This window comes from uncultured Bacillus sp., assembly GCF_958411575.1.
GTDB lineage: Bacteria > Bacillota > Bacilli > Bacillales > Bacillaceae > Bacillus > Bacillus spizizenii.
The window spans coordinates 206,083-226,616 of record NZ_CATYRA010000005.1; the positions used below are offsets into that span (position 1 = coordinate 206,083).

Genomic DNA, 20,534 nt, shown 5'->3' on the forward strand with positions numbered 1-20,534 from the left:
TGCCATAGCCTTGCTTTTTCTACATGCATTATACCCGTTATTTTCAAATTTTACTCGCTGCTGTCAAAAAGTGTGAGCTTTTTTATTGACATTTTATTTTTTGGGCACACTTTAACTGGAGGTGCCATGATGACAAGCGAAAAAGATACAGAACAAGATCAACAATTGAATGAGAAGCAAGGACCGCCTGTTCCGATGGCCGGAAGGGTGGCGGCAACAGGTTTTTGCGGAGGCGTATTATGGAGTTTCATTGCTTATATAGCGTATTTATTTCATTTTTCTGAAATTAGTCCGAACATGATTTTGCAGCCGTTTGTGCTCGGAGAGTGGAAAAAACATGGACTGGGAACTGTAATCAGTATCATTTTGATCGGACTTCTTTCAATTGGCGCAGCGTTTCTTTATTTTCTTCTATTGAAACGTTTAAAAACAATGTGGCCGGGTGTTTTATACGGCTTGCTGCTTTGGCTGCTCGTGTTTTTTGTTTTTAATCCGATTTTTCCTGATGTGCGTGCAGTGACCGAACTGAAAGCAGATACAGTTATTACAACCATTTGCATCTATTTGCTTTACGGGCTGTTTGTCGGTTACTCTATTTCATTTGAATACAATGAGCTGAATTCGGAAAAGCTGGCACGTGCGCTGGGAACGCATAGAGAATAGTGTATTATCCTTTTGCAGTATGATAAAATGTTCACGAGAAGTGAACATTTTTTACATGGGAAACCCTCGCGAAAAGGAGAGATTCATGTGCCTCATTTTTTAATTTTGAACGGGCCGAATGTCAATCGGCTGGGGAAGCGTGAGCCGGAGGTATTCGGCCGCCAGACACTGACCGAAATTGAAACAGATCTTTTTCAATTTGCAGAAGCCCTACATATCCAGCTCACTTTCTTCCAGTCTAATCACGAAGGTGATTTGATAGATGCGATACATGAGGCTGAGGAGCAATACAGCGGGATTGTTCTGAACCCTGGTGCCCTGAGTCATTACAGCTATGCGATCAGGGATGCTGTTTCAAGCATCAGTCTTCCTGTGGTTGAGGTGCATTTATCAAACTTATACGCCAGGGAGGAGTTCAGGCATCAGTCGGTTATCGCTCCGGTTGCGAAAGGGCAGATTGTCGGTCTTGGAGCTGAAGGCTACAAGCTTGCTGTTCGCTACTTATTAAGCCAGCAAGGGGGAGAATAAAGATGAAGCTAGAGAAAATAAGAAACCTGTTTGGACAGCTGGGGATTGACGGAATACTGATTACAAGCAGCACGAATGTACGCTATATGACCGGATTTACAGGTTCTGCGGGCTTGGCTGTTATATCAGGTGACAGGGCAGCGTTTATTACGGATTTTCGTTATACAGAGCAGGCGAAAGCTCAGGTAAAGGGCTTTGAGATCATTGAACATGGAGGCAGCTTGATTCAGACCACGGCCGACACGGTTGAAGCGTTCGGCATCAAGCGCCTCGGCTTTGAGCAGAACAGCATGACATACGGCACATACGCCTCGTACAGCGCGGTTGTCAGTGAGGCTGAATTAGTGCCTGTGGCTGAATCCGTAGAAAAGTTGCGCTTGATTAAGTCTAGTGAAGAGATTAAGATATTAGAGGAAGCTGCGAAGATTGCAGATGATGCCTTTAGACATATCTTGACGTTTATGAAACCCGGCATTTCTGAAATCGCTGTTGCCAATGAGCTGGAGTTTTATATGAGGAGCCAGGGAGCTGACAGCTCTTCTTTTGATATGATTGTCGCCTCGGGCCTTCGGTCAAGCCTTCCGCACGGTGTGGCCAGTGACAAACTGATTGAAAGTGGAGACCTAGTTACGCTTGATTTCGGCGCTTATTATAAAGGATATTGTTCTGATATTACCCGTACGGTCGCTGTAGGTCATCCCAGTGATCGATTGAAGGAGATTTATCAGGTCGTATTTGATGCTCAGGCGCTTGGCGTCGCACATATTAAGCCGGGGATGACAGGAAAAGAGGCTGACGCCCTTACAAGGGATCACATTGCTGCAAAAGGCTACGGTGAATATTTTGGCCATTCAACCGGGCATGGGCTCGGCATGGAAGTTCATGAATCGCCGGGATTGTCCGTCAGATCTTCAGCTATCCTTGAACCGGGCATGGTGGTCACAGTGGAGCCGGGCATTTACATACCAGAAACAGGCGGTGTCCGCATAGAAGATGACATCGTGATTACAGAAAACGGCAACCGGACAATCACCCATTCCCCAAAAGAACTTATTATTTTGTGATTGGAATATAGGAGGACATTAAACATGATTTCAGTTAACGATTTCCGTACAGGATTAACAATCGAAGTAGATGGCGGCATTTGGCGCGTCGTTGACTTCCAGCACGTAAAACCTGGTAAAGGTGCGGCGTTTGTCCGTTCTAAACTCCGCAACCTTCGCACTGGCGCGATTCAGGAAAAAACATTCCGCGCTGGTGAAAAAGTAGCGAAAGCACAAATCGAAACAAAAACAATGCAATATCTATATGCAAACGGAGATCAGCACGTATTTATGGATACTTCTTCTTATGAGCAGCTTGAGCTAAGCGCAACTCAAATCGAAGAGGAATTAAAATACCTGCTTGAAAACATGTCTGTGCATATCATGATGTACCAAGATGAAACGCTCGGTATTGAACTTCCAAACACAGTTGAGCTCAAAGTAGTTGAAACTGAACCTGGCATTAAAGGTGATACAGCATCAGGCGGTACAAAACCAGCGAAAACTGAAACAGGCCTTGTTGTAAACGTGCCTTTCTTTGTAAATGAAGGCGACACACTTGTTGTCAATACATCAGACGGTTCTTACGTTTCAAGAGCATAGAAAGAAAAAAGAAGTGAAGTCTGTTCCCAAAATGGGAGCAGGCTTTTTTTGTGCCCAAAAACAGAATCTTTCTTTTATACGAAAATGACAAGACTACTTCCGCAAGCTAGAGCATATCATATAAAAAAATGGGAGGTTGGGAGAGTGCTATGAAATTTTTACTTGGAAATATCAATTCTACTGTTTTAACAATGGCCGGATTGCGAGTTTTATCCTCTATGATTGAGCTGACGGCAGCGATTATTATGCTTGTAACAAATGATGTCCGGAAGGCGGTTGTGGTTAACAGCATTCTCGCTATTGTCGGTCCACTGATTTTTATCATCACCATGACTGTCGGAATCTATCAAATTGCCGGGCAGCTGTCGTATGCAAAGCTGATTCTGATTTTTACGGGTGTTGTTTTAATTTTGGCGGGTGTTCATAAATAAAGAGAGGCTTGTCATAAAGTCTGCCTTACATCATACATTTTAAAGAAGCCAATCGGTAGAAAGGAGGAGGCTCTGTTGAATGAAATCGCTGAGGTTCTCCCTGAATCCATGAAAAATGCCCTTTCTGAAATACCGGAACAACAATGGCTGGAAATCGAAGAAGTCAGAATTCGGGTCAACCGCCCTGTTGAATTGATTCGAAAAGGACAACCTGTTTTTTTGTCTTATGCCGGCACGGTCGAGGATGCCCATCTGATCCTCAGCCGGCTCAGCAACTATAGTATGTATACGCTCGAAGAAGAGCTGAAGAAAGGGTATGTCACGATCAGAGGCGGCCACAGAGTCGGACTGGCAGGCAGAGTCATCACGGAAAACGGAGGGGTGAAAGGCCTCCGTGACATCACATCTTTTAATATACGAATTGCCCGGCAAAAGCTGGGGATTGCGGAGCCGCTGCTTCCATTCTTATATCGAGACAGCTGGCTGAATACGCTGATTATCGGTCCGCCGCAAACCGGTAAAACAACACTTCTTCGGGATCTTGCGAGACTCTCGAGCACCGGCAAAAACCACATATTGCCCGTAAAGACAGGAATCGTCGACGAACGGTCAGAAATTGCCGGATGCCTGCGCGGCATTCCGCAGCATCAATTTGGACAGAGGATTGACGTATTAGACGCCTGTCCAAAGGCTGAGGGGCTGATGATGATGATTCGATCCATGAGCCCTGAGGTGATCATTGTCGATGAAATCGGGCGTGTGGAAGATACAGATGCACTTCTTGAGGCGCTGCATGCAGGTGTTTCAGTTATCGTCTCGGCGCATGGCTGGAGCATATCCGACCTGATGAAGCGTCCTTCATTGAAGCGTTTGTGGGAAGAAAGAGCCTTCGACCGCTATTTGGAATTATCGAGAGCAAAGGGACCGGGCACAGTAAGCCGCATTTATGACAAAGACGGAAATGTGCTGTCTGGGACGATGGGCGTGAAGACATGCTGAAGCTGCTGGGCGCTGTATTCATTGTGGTGGCGACAACATGGACAGGTTTTGAGATGGCGAAGATTTATACAGAACGGCCGCGGCAAATCCGCCAGCTGCGTGCGGCGCTCCAATCCCTCGAGGCTGAAATCATGTACGGCCATACACCGCTTCATATCGCTTCACAGCAGATTGCCAAGCAGCTGGCACAGCCTGTTTCAGCTCTTTTTATCACGTTCAGTGATCAGCTGGACAAGGGAAGTGATTCTGCGAAAACGGCGTGGGAGCAAAGCTTAAAGAAGGTGTGGGACACCATGTCTTTGAAAAAAAGCGAATATGAAGTGCTGAAGCAATTTGGTGAGACGCTCGGGATTCATGATCGAATCTCGCAGCAAAAGCACATCAAGCTGGCGCTGACACATTTGGAAGCCTCGGAAGCGGATGCTGAGCAGGCACAAGCGAAAAATGAAAAAATGATAAAAAGTTTGGGCTTTTTAGCGGGCTTGTTACTCATTCTTCTATTGATGTAAACGTGAGGGGAGCAAAAATAAAATGGGAGTAGACGTGAATGTCATATTTCAAATCGCCGGAGTGGGAATCGTGGTTGCATTTTTACACACGATTTTGGATCAGATGGGCAAAAAAGAATACGCCCAGTGGGTGACGCTGTTAGGTTTTATCTATATTTTATTTATGGTCGCAACGATTGTAGATGACCTTTTTAAAAAGATAAAAGCTGTGTTTTTATTCCAAGGATAGGGGGGCTTGCAGATTGACATTGTTCAAATTGTAGGTTTAGGGCTCATCGCCACCTTCCTTTCTTTGATAGTAAAAGAACAAAAGCCGACTTTTGCGTTTTTAATCGTCGTGTTTGCCGGATGTGCCATTTTTCTTTATTTGGTAGACCAAATCTACGACATTATTCGAATGATAGAAAAAATCGCGATTAATGCAAACGTCAACATGGTCTATGTTGAAACCATTTTAAAGATTATCGGAATCGCCTATATTGCTGAATTCGGGGCGCAGCTCACAAAAGATGCCGGTCAAGGGGCCATTGCCTCGAAAATAGAATTGGCTGGGAAAATTTTAATTCTCGTTATGGCTGTGCCTATTTTAACCGTCATTATCGAAACGATTCTCGGGCTTATACCTTCTATGTCATAACCGAAAGGAGGCGGTAGATTGAAGCGTTTTCAATGGGCTTTGCTTCTGGCCGTGCTGATCATAGCAGGCCGCGCAGACATAGTACAAGCAGCCAGTGATGCCGAACAAACGGAAGACCATGCTGAAACGGCTGAGCAATTAGCGGAAAGGACAGCGGCTTCGCTTGAAACAGACAAGATTGGTGAGTTTTGGAATGATATTATGACAGAGTACGGCGGACTGCTGCCGGAAAGTCAAAAAGGCAGCTTAATTGAGTTTATCAATGGTGATAAATCATTTTCACCGCAAGAATGGCTGAAAGCTCTCTTTTCTTATTTGTTTCATGAAGTGCTTGCCAACGGAAAGCTGCTGGGCACATTGATTTTGCTCACGATATTTTGCGTTATCCTGCAGCTTCTGCAAAATGCATTTCAACAAAGCACCGTCAGTAAGGTCGCTTACTCAATTGTGTACATGGTGCTGATTATCCTTGCGCTAAACAGTTTTCATGTGGCAATCAATTATGCGACAGAGGCCATTCAGACGATGACCAGCTTTATACTGGCGCTCATTCCGCTCCTCTTAGCGCTTTTGGCTTCCTCAGGCGGAGCTGTATCTGCAGCCTTCTTTCATCCTGTTATCCTCTTTCTGATGAACACGAGCGGTCTTTTGATTCAGAATATTGTCATGCCGCTCATTTTTTTATCAGCGATTCTGAGCATTGTCAGCACAATGACCGAACAATACAAAGTAACGCAGCTGGCCAACCTGCTCAGAAATATCGCCATCGGGGCGCTCGCCGTCTTTCTCACCATCTTTCTCGGCGTTATCTCTGTTCAGGGAGCCTCAGCTGCAGTGACAGACGGCATTACGCTCAGGACGGCTAAATTTATAACCGGAAACTTTATTCCTGTACTTGGCCGAATGTTTACAGACGCGACAGATACTGTGATCAGCGCTTCCTTACTGCTGAAAAATACAGTAGGGATTCTCGGAGTCGCTATTTTGATCTGTATTGCGGCTTTTCCGGCAATCAAAGTGCTTTCCCTCGCTTTTATTTATAAGCTGGCAGCCGCGATTCTTCAGCCGCTTGGAGGCGGGCCCGTCATTACCTGCCTCGACGTCATCAGCAAAAGCGTCATTTATATTTTTGCAGCTCTCGCCATTGTGTCTCTCATGTTTTTTTTAAGCCTTACCGTCATAATCACAGCCGGAAACCTCACGATGATGATGAAATAAAGGAGGCTGGCGGATGAGTTTTTTAACTGAATGGCTTACCACCATCGTGTTGTTTATCCTATTTGCAATTGTGATTGATATGCTGCTGCCAAGCTCCAGCATGCAAAAGTACGCCAAAATGGTAGTCAGCCTGCTCTTGATTGTCGTCATGCTCACGCCTATTTTTAAGCTTTTCAACACAGACCCTGCTGTCATCTTTGAATACCTCACAAAAAACGGGCAGTCAGAGTCTGCTGACATAAAAAATCAAATCAATTCAAAAAAAATAGAAATACAAGCCTCCCAGCGCGCATATATTTTAGAAGAAATGGCTGTCCAACTAAAAAAGAAAGCGGAGGAGAGATTCAGTCATGATGAATACAAAGTAGGCCACATCAAACTCACGGCAGGAGAAAAGGTAGATTCAGAAGAGGATATTAAAACAATCAGCGTGTATATGGCCCCGTCTTCTGAAAAAACGGTCCAAACGGTCGCGCCGGTCCACATTGATACAGATCATGCATACGTAACGAAAGAAGCAGCCGAACAAAAAGAAGCCAAACAGATCCAGTTACAGCTTGCGGACATTTGGGAAATCGGAAGTGAGAAAATTACGGTTCATATGGAAGGCGGGGAGAGTGTCGGCAATGAATAAAAACGGATTATGGAATGTATTGAAAAAGCAGTTTCTTCCGGGGCAAACGAAGGACGGTGAAAAGCCGAAGCTGACCAAATATCATTACTTTCTGTTCGTTTTTGTTCTCGGAGTTTCCTTTATGCTTGTCAGTCAGCTGTTTTCTTCACCTGAGAAAACAGAAAACGCCAAAACAATAACGGCAGTGTCATCACAAGATACCAAAGACAGCAAAGAGAAAACAGCCGAAGTGTTTAAAGCCTCAAAATCTGATGAACCGAAGGACTCGATCGATGATTATGAAAAAGAATACGAAAATCAGCTGAAAGAAATTCTTGAAACGATCATAGGTGTGGACGATGTCTCTGTAGTCGTGAATGTTGATGCAACGTCGCTGAAAGTATACGAAAAAAACAAATCAAACAAAAATACAACCACTGAAGAAACAGACAAAGAAGGCGGAACAAGAAGCGTTACAGACCAGACATCAGAGGAAGAAATCGTCATGATCAAAAACGGCGATAAGGAAACACCCGTCGTCGTCCAAACGAAAAAGCCTGATATACGCGGTGTACTCGTTGTTGCTCAAGGAGTGGACAACGTTCAAATAAAACAAACCATTATTGAAGCGGTGACACGGGTCCTGGATGTTCCAAGCCACCGGGTTGCGGTTGCCCCTAAAAAAATAAAGGAGGATTCATAAATGCTCAAAAAACAAACCGTTTGGCTATTAACAATGCTCAGTCTTGTCGTGGTGTTAAGCGTCTACTATATCATGTCGCCGGAAAGCAAAAATGCCGTGCAAATACAAAGTGAAAAAAGCGCGTCTGACAGTGGAGAGGTCGCAACTGAAAAAGCGCCTCCTAAGCAAGACACAAAGGAAAAAAACGGTACAGAAACTGAAACAGAAAAAGAAGATGGAACAAAGGGCACAAAAGATTCATCAGCAGACAAGGAGACATCCGCTGAAGCTAGTGAAAAAGGAACTGTTGTAACAGAAACAGCCGATGATGACCTGTTCACGACGTACCGTCTTGATTTAGAAGATGCCAGAAGCAAAGAAAGAGAAGAGCTCAATGCCATTGTGTCAAGCGATGATGCAACAGCAAAGGAAAAGAGCGAAGCATATGATAAAATGACGGCTCTCAGTGAAGTGGAAGGAACAGAAAAACAGCTGGAAACGCTTATTAAAACACAAGGCTACGAAGACGCGCTCGTCAATGCTGAAGGAGATAAAATCAACATTACAGTCAAATCAGACAAACATTCCAAATCGAAGGCGACAGCCATTATAGACCTTGTGGCAAAAGAAATCAAAACGATGAAAGACGTCGCTGTCACATTCGAACCATCCAAGTAAAAAAGAGGAAAAATACGCCCGCTTACATAGCGGGCTTTTTGGCGTGCCAATCATATTAGAGTTGAATTCAAAAGTCCGCTCCTGTAAGATGAACATAGTATGTACTTTTAGTAGTAACCTATAAAAAAGAAATTTCATACATAGGAGTGCGATTGAATGTTAAATATTAAAGAAATCCACGAGCTGATTAAAGCAATTGACGAGTCTACAATTGACGAATTCGTATATGAAAATGAAGGTGTATCCTTAAAACTGAAAAAACATGAAGCAGGCACTGTTCAAGTCATGCAGCAGGCGCCAGTAGCACCTGTACAGGCACAGGCTCCGCAGGCAGCTCAGCCGCAAGCGCAGCAAGCAGCGCCGGCACCTGCCCAAGAAGAACCTAAGCAAGATGAGAATCTGCATAAAATCACTTCACCAATGGTAGGAACATTTTATGCATCTTCATCTCCGGAGGCTGGCCCGTATGTAACGGCTGGTTCAAAAGTAAATGAAAACACAGTTGTCTGCATTGTAGAAGCGATGAAGCTTTTCAACGAAATCGAAGCGGAAGTAAAAGGCGAAATCGTTGAAGTATTAGTAGAAAACGGCCAGCTGGTCGAATACGGACAACCTCTATTTCTTGTAAAAGCAGAGTAAGGAGACATAACATGATTAAAAAGCTATTGATCGCCAACCGAGGAGAAATTGCTGTCAGAATCATCAGAGCCTGCAAAGAGCTCGGAATTGAGACTGTCGCTGTTTATTCAGAAGCTGATAAAGATGCCCTTCATGTTCAAATGGCCGATGAAGCTTTTTGTATCGGACCGAAAGCATCAAAAGACAGCTATTTAAACGTTACAAATATTGTGAGTGTTGCGAAGCTGACAGGCACGGATGCTATTCATCCGGGATATGGTTTTTTAGCTGAAAATGCTGATTTCGCGGAATTATGTGAAGAAGTTAACGTCACATTTGTCGGCCCGAGCGCTGACGCCATTTCAAAAATGGGAACAAAAGACGTGGCGCGGGAAACGATGAAACAGGCGGGCGTACCGATCGTACCGGGTTCACAAGGAATTATAGAAAATGTGGAAGAAGCGGTTTCGCTAGCTAATGAAATTGGGTATCCTGTTATTATAAAAGCCACCGCAGGCGGAGGCGGAAAAGGAATCAGGGTTGCCCGCACCGAAGAGGAACTGATTAATGGCATTAAGATTACCCAGCAGGAAGCTGCAACTGCATTTGGAAATCCAGGTGTTTACATCGAAAAATACATAGAGGATTTTCGTCATGTTGAGATCCAAGTGCTTGCCGATAACTACGGAAATACCATCCATTTAGGGGAACGCGACTGCTCGATCCAAAGACGCCTGCAAAAGCTTTTGGAAGAATCACCATCTCCTGCGCTTGATTCAGAAATTAGGGAGCAGATGGGCGATGCAGCGGTAAAGGCTGCAAAAGCGGTTGGCTATACAGGTGCTGGAACAGTTGAATTTATATATGACTACAAGGAACAGCGCTATTACTTCATGGAAATGAACACGAGAATTCAGGTAGAGCACCCAGTCACAGAAATGGTGACGGGAACTGACCTGATTAAGGAACAAATCAAAGTGGCATCAGGAATGGAACTGAGCCTCAAGCAAGAAGATGTTGAATTTGAAGGCTGGGCCATCGAATGCCGAATCAACGCAGAAAACCCAAGTAAAAATTTCATGCCGTCACCTGGTGAAATTAAAATGTACCTGCCTCCTGGCGGTCTTGGTGTCCGTGTCGATTCAGCTGCGTACCCGGGCTACTCCATCCCTCCGTACTATGACAGCATGATTGCAAAAGTGATCACATATGGAAAAACGAGAGATGAAGCAATTGCCCGCATGAAGCGCGCATTGAGCGAATTTGTCATCGAAGGAATTGAGACAACAATCCCGTTCCACTTAAAACTGCTTGAACACGAAACATTTGTTGGCGGAGAGTTTAATACGAAATTTTTAGAAACATATGATGTAATGGGCTCATAATTTTTACGGAGGTGAATTGAATGAAAGACAACAGCTTGCTTAAAATGGATCAAGAAGATACGCATTTGGGTAAGGTTGAGATTGCCCCGGAAGTCATTGAGGTCATTGCCGGCATTGCAGCTTCAGAAGTTGACGGTGTTGCCGAAATGCGCGGAAACTTTGCGACAGGCGTCGTTGAACGCTTCGGTAAAGTGAATCATGGCAAAGGTGTCAAAGTCGACCTGGCGGATGACGGAATTACGATCGATGTATACTGTGTCGTTACATTTGGTATTTCGATTCCGAAAGTTGCAGCGTCCGTTCAGGAAAACATTCGTCAAACCTTATTAAATATGACGTCTCTTTCGATTAACGAGATCAATATTCACATCGTCGGCATTCAATTTGACACAAAAGCCCAAGAAGTCCAAATCGACGAAGAAATGTAAATGGCTTAACACGAAACCAAGGGGAGGGCGGCCCTTTGGTTTTTTTACACGTTACCCTTTATTTCAAAGCATGAAGAAAGCCGGCTCAAGACAGCCGAGTTTCTTCATGATCGTGAAATCCGAATGATCATATTAAGGTTCATGAAAATATTCGGTAATAGGGTGAAAAAACCTTGATTTCAATATGCGGATACGAAAAAAATATGTTATGATCTCTTTGTGGCTTAACGACAAGCGGATAAAGAGGATCAAAGGAGAAAGAAAATGAAAAGAAGAACAGCAAGAGAAAAAGCTTTGCAGGCACTATTTCAAATTGATGTCAGCGATATTGCAGTAAATGAAGCCATAGAACACGCACTGGATGAAGAAAAAACAGATCCTTTCTTTGAACAGCTTGTACACGGGGTATTGGAACATCAAGTCCAGCTAGATGAAATGATCTCCAAGCATCTGGTGAATTGGAAGCTTGATCGGATTGCCAATGTTGACCGCGCGATTTTGCGTCTGGCAGCTTACGAAATGGCATATGCAGAAGACATTCCGGTGAATGTCTCCATGAACGAAGCGATTGAGCTGGCAAAACGGTTTGGTGATGACAAAGCAACAAAATTTGTAAACGGGGTTCTTTCTAACATTAAATCTGATATTGAACAATCATAGGAGGAAAGAAAATGACTGCAACAATCATCGACGGAAAAGAAACGGCTAGAGAAAAACGCGAACAATTGGCAAAAGAGGTAGAAGAGCTTAAAAAGCAAGGCGTCACCCCCGGACTGGCGGTTATTTTGATTGGAGATGATCCTGCTTCTCACTCTTACGTGCGAGGAAAGAAAAAAGCGGCTGAAACAATGGGAATGAATTTCAAGCTTGATCAATTTGACAGCAGCCTCACAGAAGCTGAACTGCTTTCCATTATCGATCAATACAATCAAGACCCTGAGTTTCACGGCATTCTTGTTCAGCTTCCGCTTCCAGACCATATTTCTGAAAAAGCGGTGATCGAACGTATCTCTCCTGATAAAGATGTAGACGGTTTTCATCCGTTAAACGTAGGGAAAATGCTGCTTGGTGAAGATACGTTTCTTCCTTGCACGCCTCACGGAATTGTTGAGCTTTTGAAGAAAACCAATATCGACCTTTCCGGTAAAGAGGTTGTTGTAGTCGGCCGAAGCAATATTGTCGGCAAACCTGTCGGCCAGCTTTTATTAAATGAAAACGCGACAGTTACTTACTGTCATTCAAGAACAGAAAATATTACCGAACATACGAAAAAAGCGGACATCCTGGTGGTGGCAGTCGGCAGAGCTAACTTCATCAGTGCAGACCAGATCAAAGAAGGCGCTGTTGTCATTGACGTAGGCGTTAACCGTCTGGAAAGCGGAAAGCTTTGCGGAGACGTTGAATTTGAAGGGGCAAAGGAAAAAGCATCCTTCATTACTCCGGTTCCGGGCGGAGTAGGACCGATGACCATCACGATGCTTGCGCATAATACTGTTAAATCTGCGAAACGTACGTTATCATAGATAATTGGAGATATTCACAGGAGGGGCGTTTTGCCCGCTGTGAATATGAGCACGATACCCGCTTCTTCAGGCTCCTAAAGCCAGGGCGGGTTTTTCTTTAGTTATGGTGCAGGAATGCTTATGAGAGGAGTTTGAGACATGGGTGAAACAGCGTTTGTTACCGTCTCAGCGCTGACAAAGTATATAAAACGAAAATTCGATGTAGATCCTCACCTTGAAAATATTTGGATTAAAGGCGAATTATCGAATGTAAAAATACACACAAGAGGCCACATTTATTTCACATTGAAAGACGAAAACGCCAGAATGCAGTCGGTGATGTTCGCGAGACAGAGCGAGCGTCTGCCTTTTAAACCTGAAAACGGCATGAAGGTGCTGGTCAGAGGCGGAATTTCCGTATATGAACCGAGCGGAAACTACCAATTATATGCCAAAGAAATGCAGCCTGACGGGGTCGGAGCACTTTATTTAGCGTACGAAGAGTTAAAAAAGAAGCTTGCCGGAGAAGGTTTATTTGACGATCGCTACAAAAAACAAATCCCCGCATTTCCAGCCACAATCGGGGTTGTGACATCTCCGACGGGTGCCGCTGTCAGAGACGTCATTACAACTCTCAAAAGAAGATATCCCCTTGTAAAAGTCATTGTTCTTCCAGCGCTCGTACAAGGCGAAAATGCGAGCAGATCCATCGTTAGCCGCATTGAAGAGGCAAATGAAAAAGAGGTGTGCGACGTATTGATTGTCGGGAGAGGCGGCGGTTCGATAGAGGAACTGTGGGCATTTAATGAAGAAATTGTAGCACGAGCAATCTTTGCTTCTCACATTCCGATTATATCGGCTGTCGGGCATGAGACGGACTTTACGATCAGTGATTTTGTCGCTGATATCAGAGCTGCGACACCGACAGGAGCAGCTGAGATTGCCGTACCGCATACCACTGATTTAATTGAACGGACAAAAACAGCGGAAGTCAGAATGACAAGAGCGATGCAGCAGCATCTCGGCCAGAAAAAAGAACGGATTCAAACGCTGCAATCCTCGTATGCCTTTCGTTTTCCAAAGCGTTTGTATGCGCAAAAAGAGCAGCAGTTTGACCTTGCCTATCAGCAGTTTCAAGCACAGCTTACCGCTCTTTTAGATCGAAAAAACAGACAGCTGGAGCGTGAAACATACAGATTAGAGGCGCTGCATCCTCATGAACAGCTGAAGCAAGCGAGAACACGATACGAGGAACAAACAAATCAGCTGAGAAAAAATATGAATATCCAAATGAAGCAGCTGCATTCCCAATTTCAAACTGTTCTTGGCAAGCTGAATGCGTTAAGTCCTCTTCAAGTAATGGAAAGAGGATATAGCTTGGCTTATAAAGAAGACGAACTCATTAAAAGTGTCAGTCAAATAGAAGAGAAGGACCAGTTTGAGGTCAAGTTGAAGGATGGCGTGCTGACCTGTGAAGTATTAGAAAAGAGAGGGGAAGAGAAATGACAGACGTGAAGAAAAATGAAAACATGACATTTGAAGAAGCAATGAAAGGGCTTGAGAGCATTGTGTCAAAGCTTGAAGAGGGCGATGTGCCTTTAGAGCAAGCAATTAACTATTTCCAAGAAGGCATGGCTCTTTCAAAAATGTGTCACGAAAAGCTGCAGAAAGTCGAAAAACAAATGGACTTCATTTTAAAAGAAGACGGCGAACTGGCACCTTTCAGTGTTCAGGAGGAAGACGAAGGTGACAAATAAAATAACGAGCTTTCTGGCGGGGCGAAAAAAAACGATTGAAAATCAGCTTTCTATCTATACAGAAAATCTCGATATGCCGGACTCATTAAAAAAATCTATGCTGTATTCCCTTGAGGCTGGCGGAAAGCGGCTGCGTCCTCTCATTGTACTAGCCGTTTTAAACGCATACGGGAAAAGTGAAAAGGACGGCATTCCGGTCGGGTGTGCTGTTGAAATGATTCATACGTATTCATTAATTCATGATGACCTTCCTTGTATGGATGATGACGATTTGCGCCGCGGGAAGCCGACAAACCATAAAGTGTTCGGTGAAGCGACAGCAGTATTAGCGGGTGACGGGCTCTTGACGGAAAGCTTTAAGCTGATCACCTCCCACGTGTCAGACGAGGTGTCAGCAGAAAAGCGCCTTCGGCTTGTGAATGAACTGATTTCAGCGGCAGGCACTGAAGGCATGGTCGGGGGACAAGTAGCTGATATGGAAGCGGAAAACCGTCAAGTCACGCTTGAAGAACTTGAATCCATTCATGAACGAAAAACCGCCAAGCTCCTCAGTTTTTGCGTCATCGCAGGCGCTATTTTGGCGGATGCGCCTGAGGAAGATATCGAAACGCTGCGTACCTTCAGCAGCCACATTGGAATCGGTTTTCAAATCAGAGACGATATTTTAGATTTAGAAGGCAGTGAAGAGAAAATCGGTAAACGTGTCGGCTCGGATACAACAAACGAAAAATCGACTTACCCGTCACTTCTTTCACTGGAAGGGGCCAAACATAAATTGGATGTTCATATAAAAGAGGCAAAGCGTTTGATCGGCGGACTCTCTCTTCAAAAAGATCTTTTATATGAGCTTTGTGATTTAATTGCGGCGAGAGATCACTAAACCGATCCTAATTTGAAGCGGCTGCACGAGATATGGTAAAATGTAAGCAGTTTATATGAAAAATGAAAAGGAAAAGCGCATTTGTCTTTTTTTTATGTCTGAGATCTGGCGCTGTCCAGATCGACATGCAGAAGACATGTATCATTGCAGAAATTCATGCTGAAAGTGAGTTGATCCGCTTTGGATCTTTTATCAATACAGGACCCGTCTTTTTTAAAAAACATGTCCATTGATGAATTAGAGAAATTAAGTGATGAAATCCGTCAATTTTTAATTACAACTTTATCCGCTTCCGGCGGCCACATCGGCCCAAACTTAGGTGTCGTAGAGCTTACTGTTGCGCTGCATAAGGAATTTAACAGCCCAAAAGACAAATTTTTGTGGGATGTAGGCCACCAGTCGTATGTCCATAAGCTGCTGACAGGACGCGGAAAAGAATTTGCGACGCTTCGCCAGTACAAAGGGCTTTGCGGATTTCCAAAGCGGAGTGAAAGCGAGCATGATGTTTGGGAAACCGGGCACAGCTCAACTTCTCTGTCAGGCGCGATGGGAATGGCAGCTGCGCGTGATATTAAAGGAACGGATGAATTTATTATACCGATTATTGGTGATGGCGCGCTGACCGGCGGAATGGCGCTTGAAGCCTTGAACCACATCGGCGACGAGAAAAAAGACATGATTGTCATCCTAAATGATAATGAAATGAGTATTGCGCCGAATGTAGGTGCCATTCATTCTATGCTCGGACGGCTGCGCACTGCCGGGAAATACCAGTGGGTCAAAGATGAGCTCGAATACTTGTTTAAAAAGATTCCGGCAGTTGGAGGCAAACTTGCCGCCACGGCGGAACGGGTCAAAGACAGCCTGAAATACATGCTCGTCTCCGGAATGTTTTTTGAGGAGCTTGGTTTTACGTATTTAGGCCCGGTGGACGGACATTCTTATCATGAGCTGATTGAGAATCTTCAATACGCCAAAAAAACGAAAGGCCCTGTTCTCCTGCATGTCATCACGAAAAAAGGGAAGGGGTACAAACCGGCTGAGACCGATACGATTGGAACATGGCACGGTACCGGACCATATAAAATCAATACCGGTGACTTTGTAAAACCGAAAGCAGCTGCTCCTTCATGGAGCGGCCTTGTCAGCGGCACTGTGCAGCGAATGGCTCGCGAGGACGAACGCGTTGTAGCCATTACGCCGGCTATGCCTGTCGGCTCAAAGCTAGAAGGCTTTGCAAAGGAATTCCCTGACCGCATGTTCGACGTAGGTATCGCAGAACAGCATGCCGCAACGATGGCTGCAGCAATGGCAATGCAGGGGATGAAGCCGTTTTTGGCGATTTATTCAACCTTCCTGCAAAGGGCATATGATCAAGTGGTTCATGACATCTGCCGCCAAAACGCCAATGTGTTTATTGGAATTGACCGCGCAGGACTTGTAGGTGCTGACGGTGAGACACATCAAGGGGTGTTTGATATTGCGTTTATGCGCCACATTCCAAACATCGTCTTAATGATGCCGAAAGATGAAAATGAAGGACAGCATATGGTTCATACAGCACTTAGCTATGACGAAGGCCCGATTGCGATGCGTTTTCCGCGCGGAAACGGACTTGGCGTAAAAATGGATGAACAGCTGAAAACGATTCCGATCGGTACGTGGGAGATTCTGCGTCCGGGGACTGATGCTGCCATCTTAACATTTGGAACAACAATCGAAATGGCGCTTGAAGCAGCCGAAGAGCTGCAAAAAGAAGGCCTTTCCGTGCGCGTTGTAAATGCGCGTTTTATTAAGCCGATTGATGAAAAGATGATGAAGGGTATCTTAAAAGAAGGCTTGCCAATTTTAACAATTGAAGAAGCAGTCTTAGAAGGCGGTTTCGGAAGCTCGATTTTAGAATTTGCTCATGATCAGGGGGAATATCTTACACCGATCGACAGAATGGGTATCCCGGATCGGTTTATCGAACACGGAAGCGTAACGGCGCTTCTTGAGGAGATTGGACTAACAAAACAGCAGGTGGCAAACCGTATTAGATTACTGATGCCGCCAAAGACACACAAAGGAATTGGATCATGACGTCAAAGAAAGAACGATTAGATGTATTACTAGTAGAAAGAGGGCTGGCGGAAACGCGGGAAAAAGCCAAGAGAGCCATTATGGCGGGGATCGTCTATTCAAATGAAAACCGCTTGGACAAACCCGGGGAAAAGATTGACCGTGACCTTCCGTTAACCGTCAAAGGAAATCCGCTGAAATATGTGAGCAGAGGCGGTTTAAAGCTTGAAAAAGCGCTGAAGGAGTTTCCTGTCTCTGTTAAGGATAAAATTATGATTGATATTGGCTCCTCCACCGGCGGTTTTACGGACTGCGCTCTGCAAAACGGAGCTAAACAGTCATACGCGGTGGATGTAGGCTACAATCAGCTTGCGTGGAAGCTTAGACAGGATGAACGTGTCATCGTGATGGAACGGACAAACTTCCGTTACGCGACACCAGCAGACTTTACAAAGGGCATGCCGGAGTTTGCCACAATTGATGTGTCCTTTATTTCCCTGCGGCTCATCCTGCCTGTCCTCAAAACATTGCTTGTACCGGGCAGTGACTGCATGGCTCTTGTTAAGCCGCAGTTTGAAGCGGGACGGGAATCCGTCGGCAAAAAAGGGATTGTCAGAGATTCTAAAGTGCATGCTGATGTTCTCAAGCGAATAATCAGTTTTTCTGCGGCTGAAGGCTATATTTGCAAAGGCCTGTCATTTTCACCAATCACAGGAGGAGACGGAAATATTGAATTTCTCCTTCATTTGCATTGGTCGGGAGAGGGACAGGAAGGACAAGAGCTGCCGGAAGAAGAGATCATCCGCGTTGTAGAAGAGGCACATAAGACGTTAAAAGAAAAAAAAGCAGATGTACCGGAATAATAGGGCGCTATTATTCCTTTTTTCTGCATTCATGTACAATTTGGAGAGAATCATATAACATAAAAGAACAGATAAGCTGGAAATAGAGGTGCTTACATGAACAAAGGCCAGAGGCATATTAAAATCAGAGAGATCATTACAAGCAATGAAATCGAAACGCAAGATGAATTGGTCGACATGCTGAAGCAGGATGGATACAAAGTAACACAAGCCACGGTTTCACGGGATATCAAAGAACTTCACCTTGTAAAAGTGCCTACGAATAACGGCTCTTACAAATATAGTCTTCCGGCAGACCAGCGTTTCAATCCGTTGTCCAAGCTGAAGCGGGCATTGATGGACGCATTTGTGAAGATAGACTCAGCAAGCCATATGATTGTGCTGAAAACGATGCCGGGAAACGCCCAGGCAATTGGCGCGCTGATGGACAATTTGGATTGGGATGAAATTATGGGGACCATTTGCGGAGATGACACGATTTTAATTATTTGCCGGACTCCTGAAGATACAGACGGCGTACAAAACAGGCTGCTTGAGCTGCTGTAACAGAAATCTAACAAAGATAAGAGGTGTAATGCTGTTTGTTAGCTGAACTATCGATTAAAAACTTTGCCATTATTGAGGAACTGACGGTTTCTTTTGAACGCGGGCTCACGGTTTTAACAGGAGAAACCGGAGCCGGCAAATCCATCATCATAGACGCCATTTCTCTTTTAGTCGGAGGCCGCGGATCATCTGAATTTGTCAGATATGGAGAGACAAAAGCCGAGCTTGAAGGGCTGTTTCTATTGGAGAGCGGCCATCCCGTTTTTGACGTATGCACTGAGCAGGGAATCGACGTTTCAGACGAAATGATCGTCATGAGAAGGGATATCAGCACGAGCGGAAAAAGCGTTTGCCGTGTTAATGGCAAGCTTGTCACGATTGCTTCGCTAAGAGAGATCGGCAGGCTTTTATTAGATATTCACGGGCAGCACGATAACCAGCTGTTAATGGAGGACGAAAATCATCTCCGGCTTTTGGATAAGTTTGCCGGAGCCGAAGTAGAAAGCGCGCTTCAAGCGTATCAGGAAGGGTACCAGCGGTATATGAAGCTGCTTAAAAAGCTAAAACAGCTTTCTGAAAGCGAACAGGAAATGGCCCACCGCCTAGACCTCATTCAATTTCAGCTCGAAGAAATCGAATCGGCAAAGCTCGAGCTTAATGAAGATGAACAGCTCCAAGAAGAACGCCAGCAAATTTCAAACTTTGAGAAGATCTATGGATCGCTGCAAAATGCATATAACGCGCTTCGCAGTGAGCAGGGCGGACTGGACTGGGTCGGAATGGCATCAGCGCAGCTTGAAGATATATCCGATATTAACGAACCGCTGAAAAAACTGTCTGAGAGTGTGTCGAACTCCTACTATCTTTTGGAGGACGCTACATTTCAGATGAGAAATATGCTGGATGAGCTTGAATATGACCCGGAACGCCTGAATTATATTGAGACGCGTCTTAATGAAATTAAACAGCTGAAACGAAAATACGGTGCAACTGTTGAGGACATTTTGGAATACGCTTCTAAAATTGAAGAAGAGATTGACCAAATTGAAAACAGGGACAGCCATCTTCAAAGCGTGAAGAAGGAGCTTGACTCAGTCGGCAAAGATGTGGCGGTGGAAGCGGCAAATGTTTCACAAATCAGGAAAGCATGGGCGAAAAAGCTGGCCGATGAGATTCATCGAGAATTAAAAAGCCTCTACATGGAAAAATCAACTTTTGATACGGAATTTAAGGTCAGAACAGCGTCTCGCAATGAGGAGGCGCCGATGGTAAACGGCCAGCCTGTTCAGCTGACTGACCAAGGAATTGATTCGGTCAAGTTTTTAATTTCAACTAACACAGGCGAGCCTCTGAAATCCCTTTCGAAAGTCGCTTCCGGAGGAGAGCTGTCCCGGGTAATGCTTGCCATAAAAAGCATTTTTTCCTCGCAGCAGGATGTGACGTCAATTATATTCGATGAGGTGGATACCGGTGTAAGCGGCAGAGTCGCACAGGCAATCGCTGAGAAGATCCATAAAGTCTCAATAGGATCACAAGTGCTGTGTATTACACACTTGCCTCAGGTGGCTGCCATGGCCGATACGCATCTTTATATTGCGAAGGAGTTGAAAGACGGCAGAACCACGACACGTGTCAAGCCGCTGTCTAAGCAGGAAAAGGTAGTGGAAATCGGGCGCATGATTGCCGGAGTCGAAGTAACAGACTTGACGAAACGCCATGCGAAAGAACTTCTAAAACAAGCGGATCAAGTCAAAACAACTGGGTAAGCTGCGCGAGAAGCGCAGCTTATTTTTTTCGCACACATCCATTCGTTCATCAGTATATCCAATGTTTTTCTTTATATGACAGTTATAAATAAGGTGTCAGAAGGCAAAATTAAAGATGTAGCAG

At 44.8% G+C, this 20,534-nt stretch carries 25 protein-coding genes; all 25 read left to right on the forward strand.

Annotated elements, in window-relative coordinates:
- Nucleotides 1–126 precede the first annotated feature (126 nt).
- A complete protein-coding gene (locus tag Q5C82_RS10530; protein ID WP_079996405.1) occupies nucleotides 127–663 on the forward strand; it encodes a YqhR family membrane protein in 537 nt (178 codons plus the stop codon).
- Between the two features lie 87 nt (nucleotides 664–750).
- A complete protein-coding gene (gene aroQ / locus Q5C82_RS10535) occupies nucleotides 751–1,191 on the forward strand; it encodes a type II 3-dehydroquinate dehydratase (protein ID WP_003226373.1) in 441 nt (146 codons plus the stop codon).
- 2 nt (nucleotides 1,192–1,193) lie between these two features.
- On the forward strand, nucleotides 1,194–2,255 hold the full coding sequence (gene papA, locus Q5C82_RS10540) for an aminopeptidase PapA (protein WP_003226375.1): 1,062 nt from the start codon (nucleotides 1,194–1,196) through the stop codon (nucleotides 2,253–2,255).
- A 24-nt stretch (nucleotides 2,256–2,279) separates the two neighbouring features.
- Entirely contained in the window at nucleotides 2,280–2,837 is a 558-nt protein-coding gene (gene efp, locus Q5C82_RS10545; RefSeq protein WP_003226377.1) for an elongation factor P, read from the forward strand.
- A gap of 149 nt (nucleotides 2,838–2,986) precedes the next feature.
- Nucleotides 2,987–3,268: a YqhV family protein gene (locus Q5C82_RS10550; RefSeq protein ID WP_003226379.1), complete on the forward strand. Its 282-nt coding sequence runs from the start codon at nucleotides 2,987–2,989 to the stop codon at nucleotides 3,266–3,268.
- 75 nt (nucleotides 3,269–3,343) lie between these two features.
- The gene (gene spoIIIAA / locus Q5C82_RS10555; RefSeq protein WP_003226381.1) at nucleotides 3,344–4,267 is read left to right on the forward strand and encodes a stage III sporulation protein AA; all 924 of its coding nucleotides are present in this window, start codon (nucleotides 3,344–3,346) and stop codon (nucleotides 4,265–4,267) included.
- A complete protein-coding gene (gene spoIIIAB, locus Q5C82_RS10560) occupies nucleotides 4,261–4,776 on the forward strand; it encodes a stage III sporulation protein SpoIIIAB (protein WP_003226383.1) in 516 nt (171 codons plus the stop codon). Before spoIIIAA ends, spoIIIAB begins: the two co-directional genes overlap by 7 nt.
- A 22-nt stretch (nucleotides 4,777–4,798) precedes the next feature.
- Entirely contained in the window at nucleotides 4,799–5,005 is a 207-nt protein-coding gene (gene spoIIIAC, locus Q5C82_RS10565; protein ID WP_003153142.1) for a stage III sporulation protein AC, read from the forward strand.
- 6 nt (nucleotides 5,006–5,011) lie between these two features.
- A complete protein-coding gene (gene spoIIIAD / locus Q5C82_RS10570; protein ID WP_003230228.1) occupies nucleotides 5,012–5,413 on the forward strand; it encodes a stage III sporulation protein AD in 402 nt (133 codons plus the stop codon).
- 18 nt (nucleotides 5,414–5,431) lie between these two features.
- A complete protein-coding gene (gene spoIIIAE, locus Q5C82_RS10575; RefSeq protein WP_003226386.1) occupies nucleotides 5,432–6,631 on the forward strand; it encodes a stage III sporulation protein AE in 1,200 nt (399 codons plus the stop codon).
- Nucleotides 6,632–6,644: 13 nt separating this feature from the next.
- Nucleotides 6,645–7,265, forward strand: coding sequence for a stage III sporulation protein AF (gene spoIIIAF / locus Q5C82_RS10580; RefSeq protein WP_003226389.1), 621 nt, complete (start codon nucleotides 6,645–6,647; stop codon nucleotides 7,263–7,265).
- Nucleotides 7,258–7,947, forward strand: a complete 690-nt coding sequence (gene spoIIIAG / locus Q5C82_RS10585) for a stage III sporulation protein AG (protein WP_003226391.1) — start codon at nucleotides 7,258–7,260, stop codon at nucleotides 7,945–7,947. The genes spoIIIAF and spoIIIAG overlap by 8 nt, the downstream gene beginning before the upstream one ends.
- Nucleotides 7,948–8,604, forward strand: coding sequence for a stage III sporulation ratchet engulfment protein SpoIIIAH (gene spoIIIAH, locus Q5C82_RS10590; protein ID WP_003226393.1), 657 nt, complete (start codon nucleotides 7,948–7,950; stop codon nucleotides 8,602–8,604).
- Nucleotides 8,605–8,760: 156 nt separating this feature from the next.
- Nucleotides 8,761–9,243 (forward strand): acetyl-CoA carboxylase biotin carboxyl carrier protein, encoded by a 483-nt coding sequence (gene accB / locus Q5C82_RS10595; protein ID WP_003226394.1) that lies wholly within the window; start codon nucleotides 8,761–8,763, stop codon nucleotides 9,241–9,243.
- Nucleotides 9,244–9,254: 11 nt separating this feature from the next.
- Nucleotides 9,255–10,607: an acetyl-CoA carboxylase biotin carboxylase subunit gene (gene accC / locus Q5C82_RS10600; protein ID WP_003226396.1), complete on the forward strand. Its 1,353-nt coding sequence runs from the start codon at nucleotides 9,255–9,257 to the stop codon at nucleotides 10,605–10,607.
- A gap of 20 nt (nucleotides 10,608–10,627) precedes the next feature.
- Nucleotides 10,628–11,035, forward strand: a complete 408-nt coding sequence (gene yqhY, locus Q5C82_RS10605; RefSeq protein WP_003226398.1) for a fatty acid biosynthesis protein YqhY — start codon at nucleotides 10,628–10,630, stop codon at nucleotides 11,033–11,035.
- A 264-nt stretch (nucleotides 11,036–11,299) separates the two neighbouring features.
- Nucleotides 11,300–11,695, forward strand: coding sequence for a transcription antitermination factor NusB (gene nusB, locus Q5C82_RS10610; protein ID WP_003226401.1), 396 nt, complete (start codon nucleotides 11,300–11,302; stop codon nucleotides 11,693–11,695).
- Between the two features lie 11 nt (nucleotides 11,696–11,706).
- Nucleotides 11,707–12,558: a bifunctional methylenetetrahydrofolate dehydrogenase/methenyltetrahydrofolate cyclohydrolase FolD gene (gene folD / locus Q5C82_RS10615; RefSeq protein ID WP_003226403.1), complete on the forward strand. Its 852-nt coding sequence runs from the start codon at nucleotides 11,707–11,709 to the stop codon at nucleotides 12,556–12,558.
- Between the two features lie 138 nt (nucleotides 12,559–12,696).
- Entirely contained in the window at nucleotides 12,697–14,043 is a 1,347-nt protein-coding gene (gene xseA / locus Q5C82_RS10620; RefSeq protein WP_003226406.1) for an exodeoxyribonuclease VII large subunit, read from the forward strand.
- Nucleotides 14,040–14,294 carry an exodeoxyribonuclease VII small subunit gene (locus Q5C82_RS10625; protein ID WP_003226409.1) on the forward strand — a complete coding sequence of 85 codons (255 nt, stop codon included), beginning with the start codon at nucleotides 14,040–14,042 and terminating at the stop codon, nucleotides 14,292–14,294. Before xseA ends, Q5C82_RS10625 begins: the two co-directional genes overlap by 4 nt.
- Entirely contained in the window at nucleotides 14,284–15,174 is an 891-nt protein-coding gene (locus Q5C82_RS10630) for a polyprenyl synthetase family protein (protein WP_003226410.1), read from the forward strand. The genes Q5C82_RS10625 and Q5C82_RS10630 overlap by 11 nt, the downstream gene beginning before the upstream one ends.
- A 180-nt stretch (nucleotides 15,175–15,354) precedes the next feature.
- Complete coding sequence (gene dxs, locus Q5C82_RS10635; protein ID WP_003226415.1) at nucleotides 15,355–17,256, forward strand: 1-deoxy-D-xylulose-5-phosphate synthase; 1,902 nt, start codon at nucleotides 15,355–15,357, stop codon at nucleotides 17,254–17,256.
- Nucleotides 17,253–18,098, forward strand: a complete 846-nt coding sequence (locus Q5C82_RS10640; RefSeq protein ID WP_003226418.1) for a TlyA family RNA methyltransferase — start codon at nucleotides 17,253–17,255, stop codon at nucleotides 18,096–18,098. Before dxs ends, Q5C82_RS10640 begins: the two co-directional genes overlap by 4 nt.
- A gap of 96 nt (nucleotides 18,099–18,194) precedes the next feature.
- Complete coding sequence (argR, locus tag Q5C82_RS10645) at nucleotides 18,195–18,644, forward strand: arginine repressor ArgR (RefSeq protein WP_003226420.1); 450 nt, start codon at nucleotides 18,195–18,197, stop codon at nucleotides 18,642–18,644.
- Between the two features lie 35 nt (nucleotides 18,645–18,679).
- Nucleotides 18,680–20,410, forward strand: a complete 1,731-nt coding sequence (gene recN / locus Q5C82_RS10650) for a DNA repair protein RecN (protein ID WP_003226422.1) — start codon at nucleotides 18,680–18,682, stop codon at nucleotides 20,408–20,410.
- The last annotated feature ends 124 nt before the right edge of the window (nucleotides 20,411–20,534 follow it).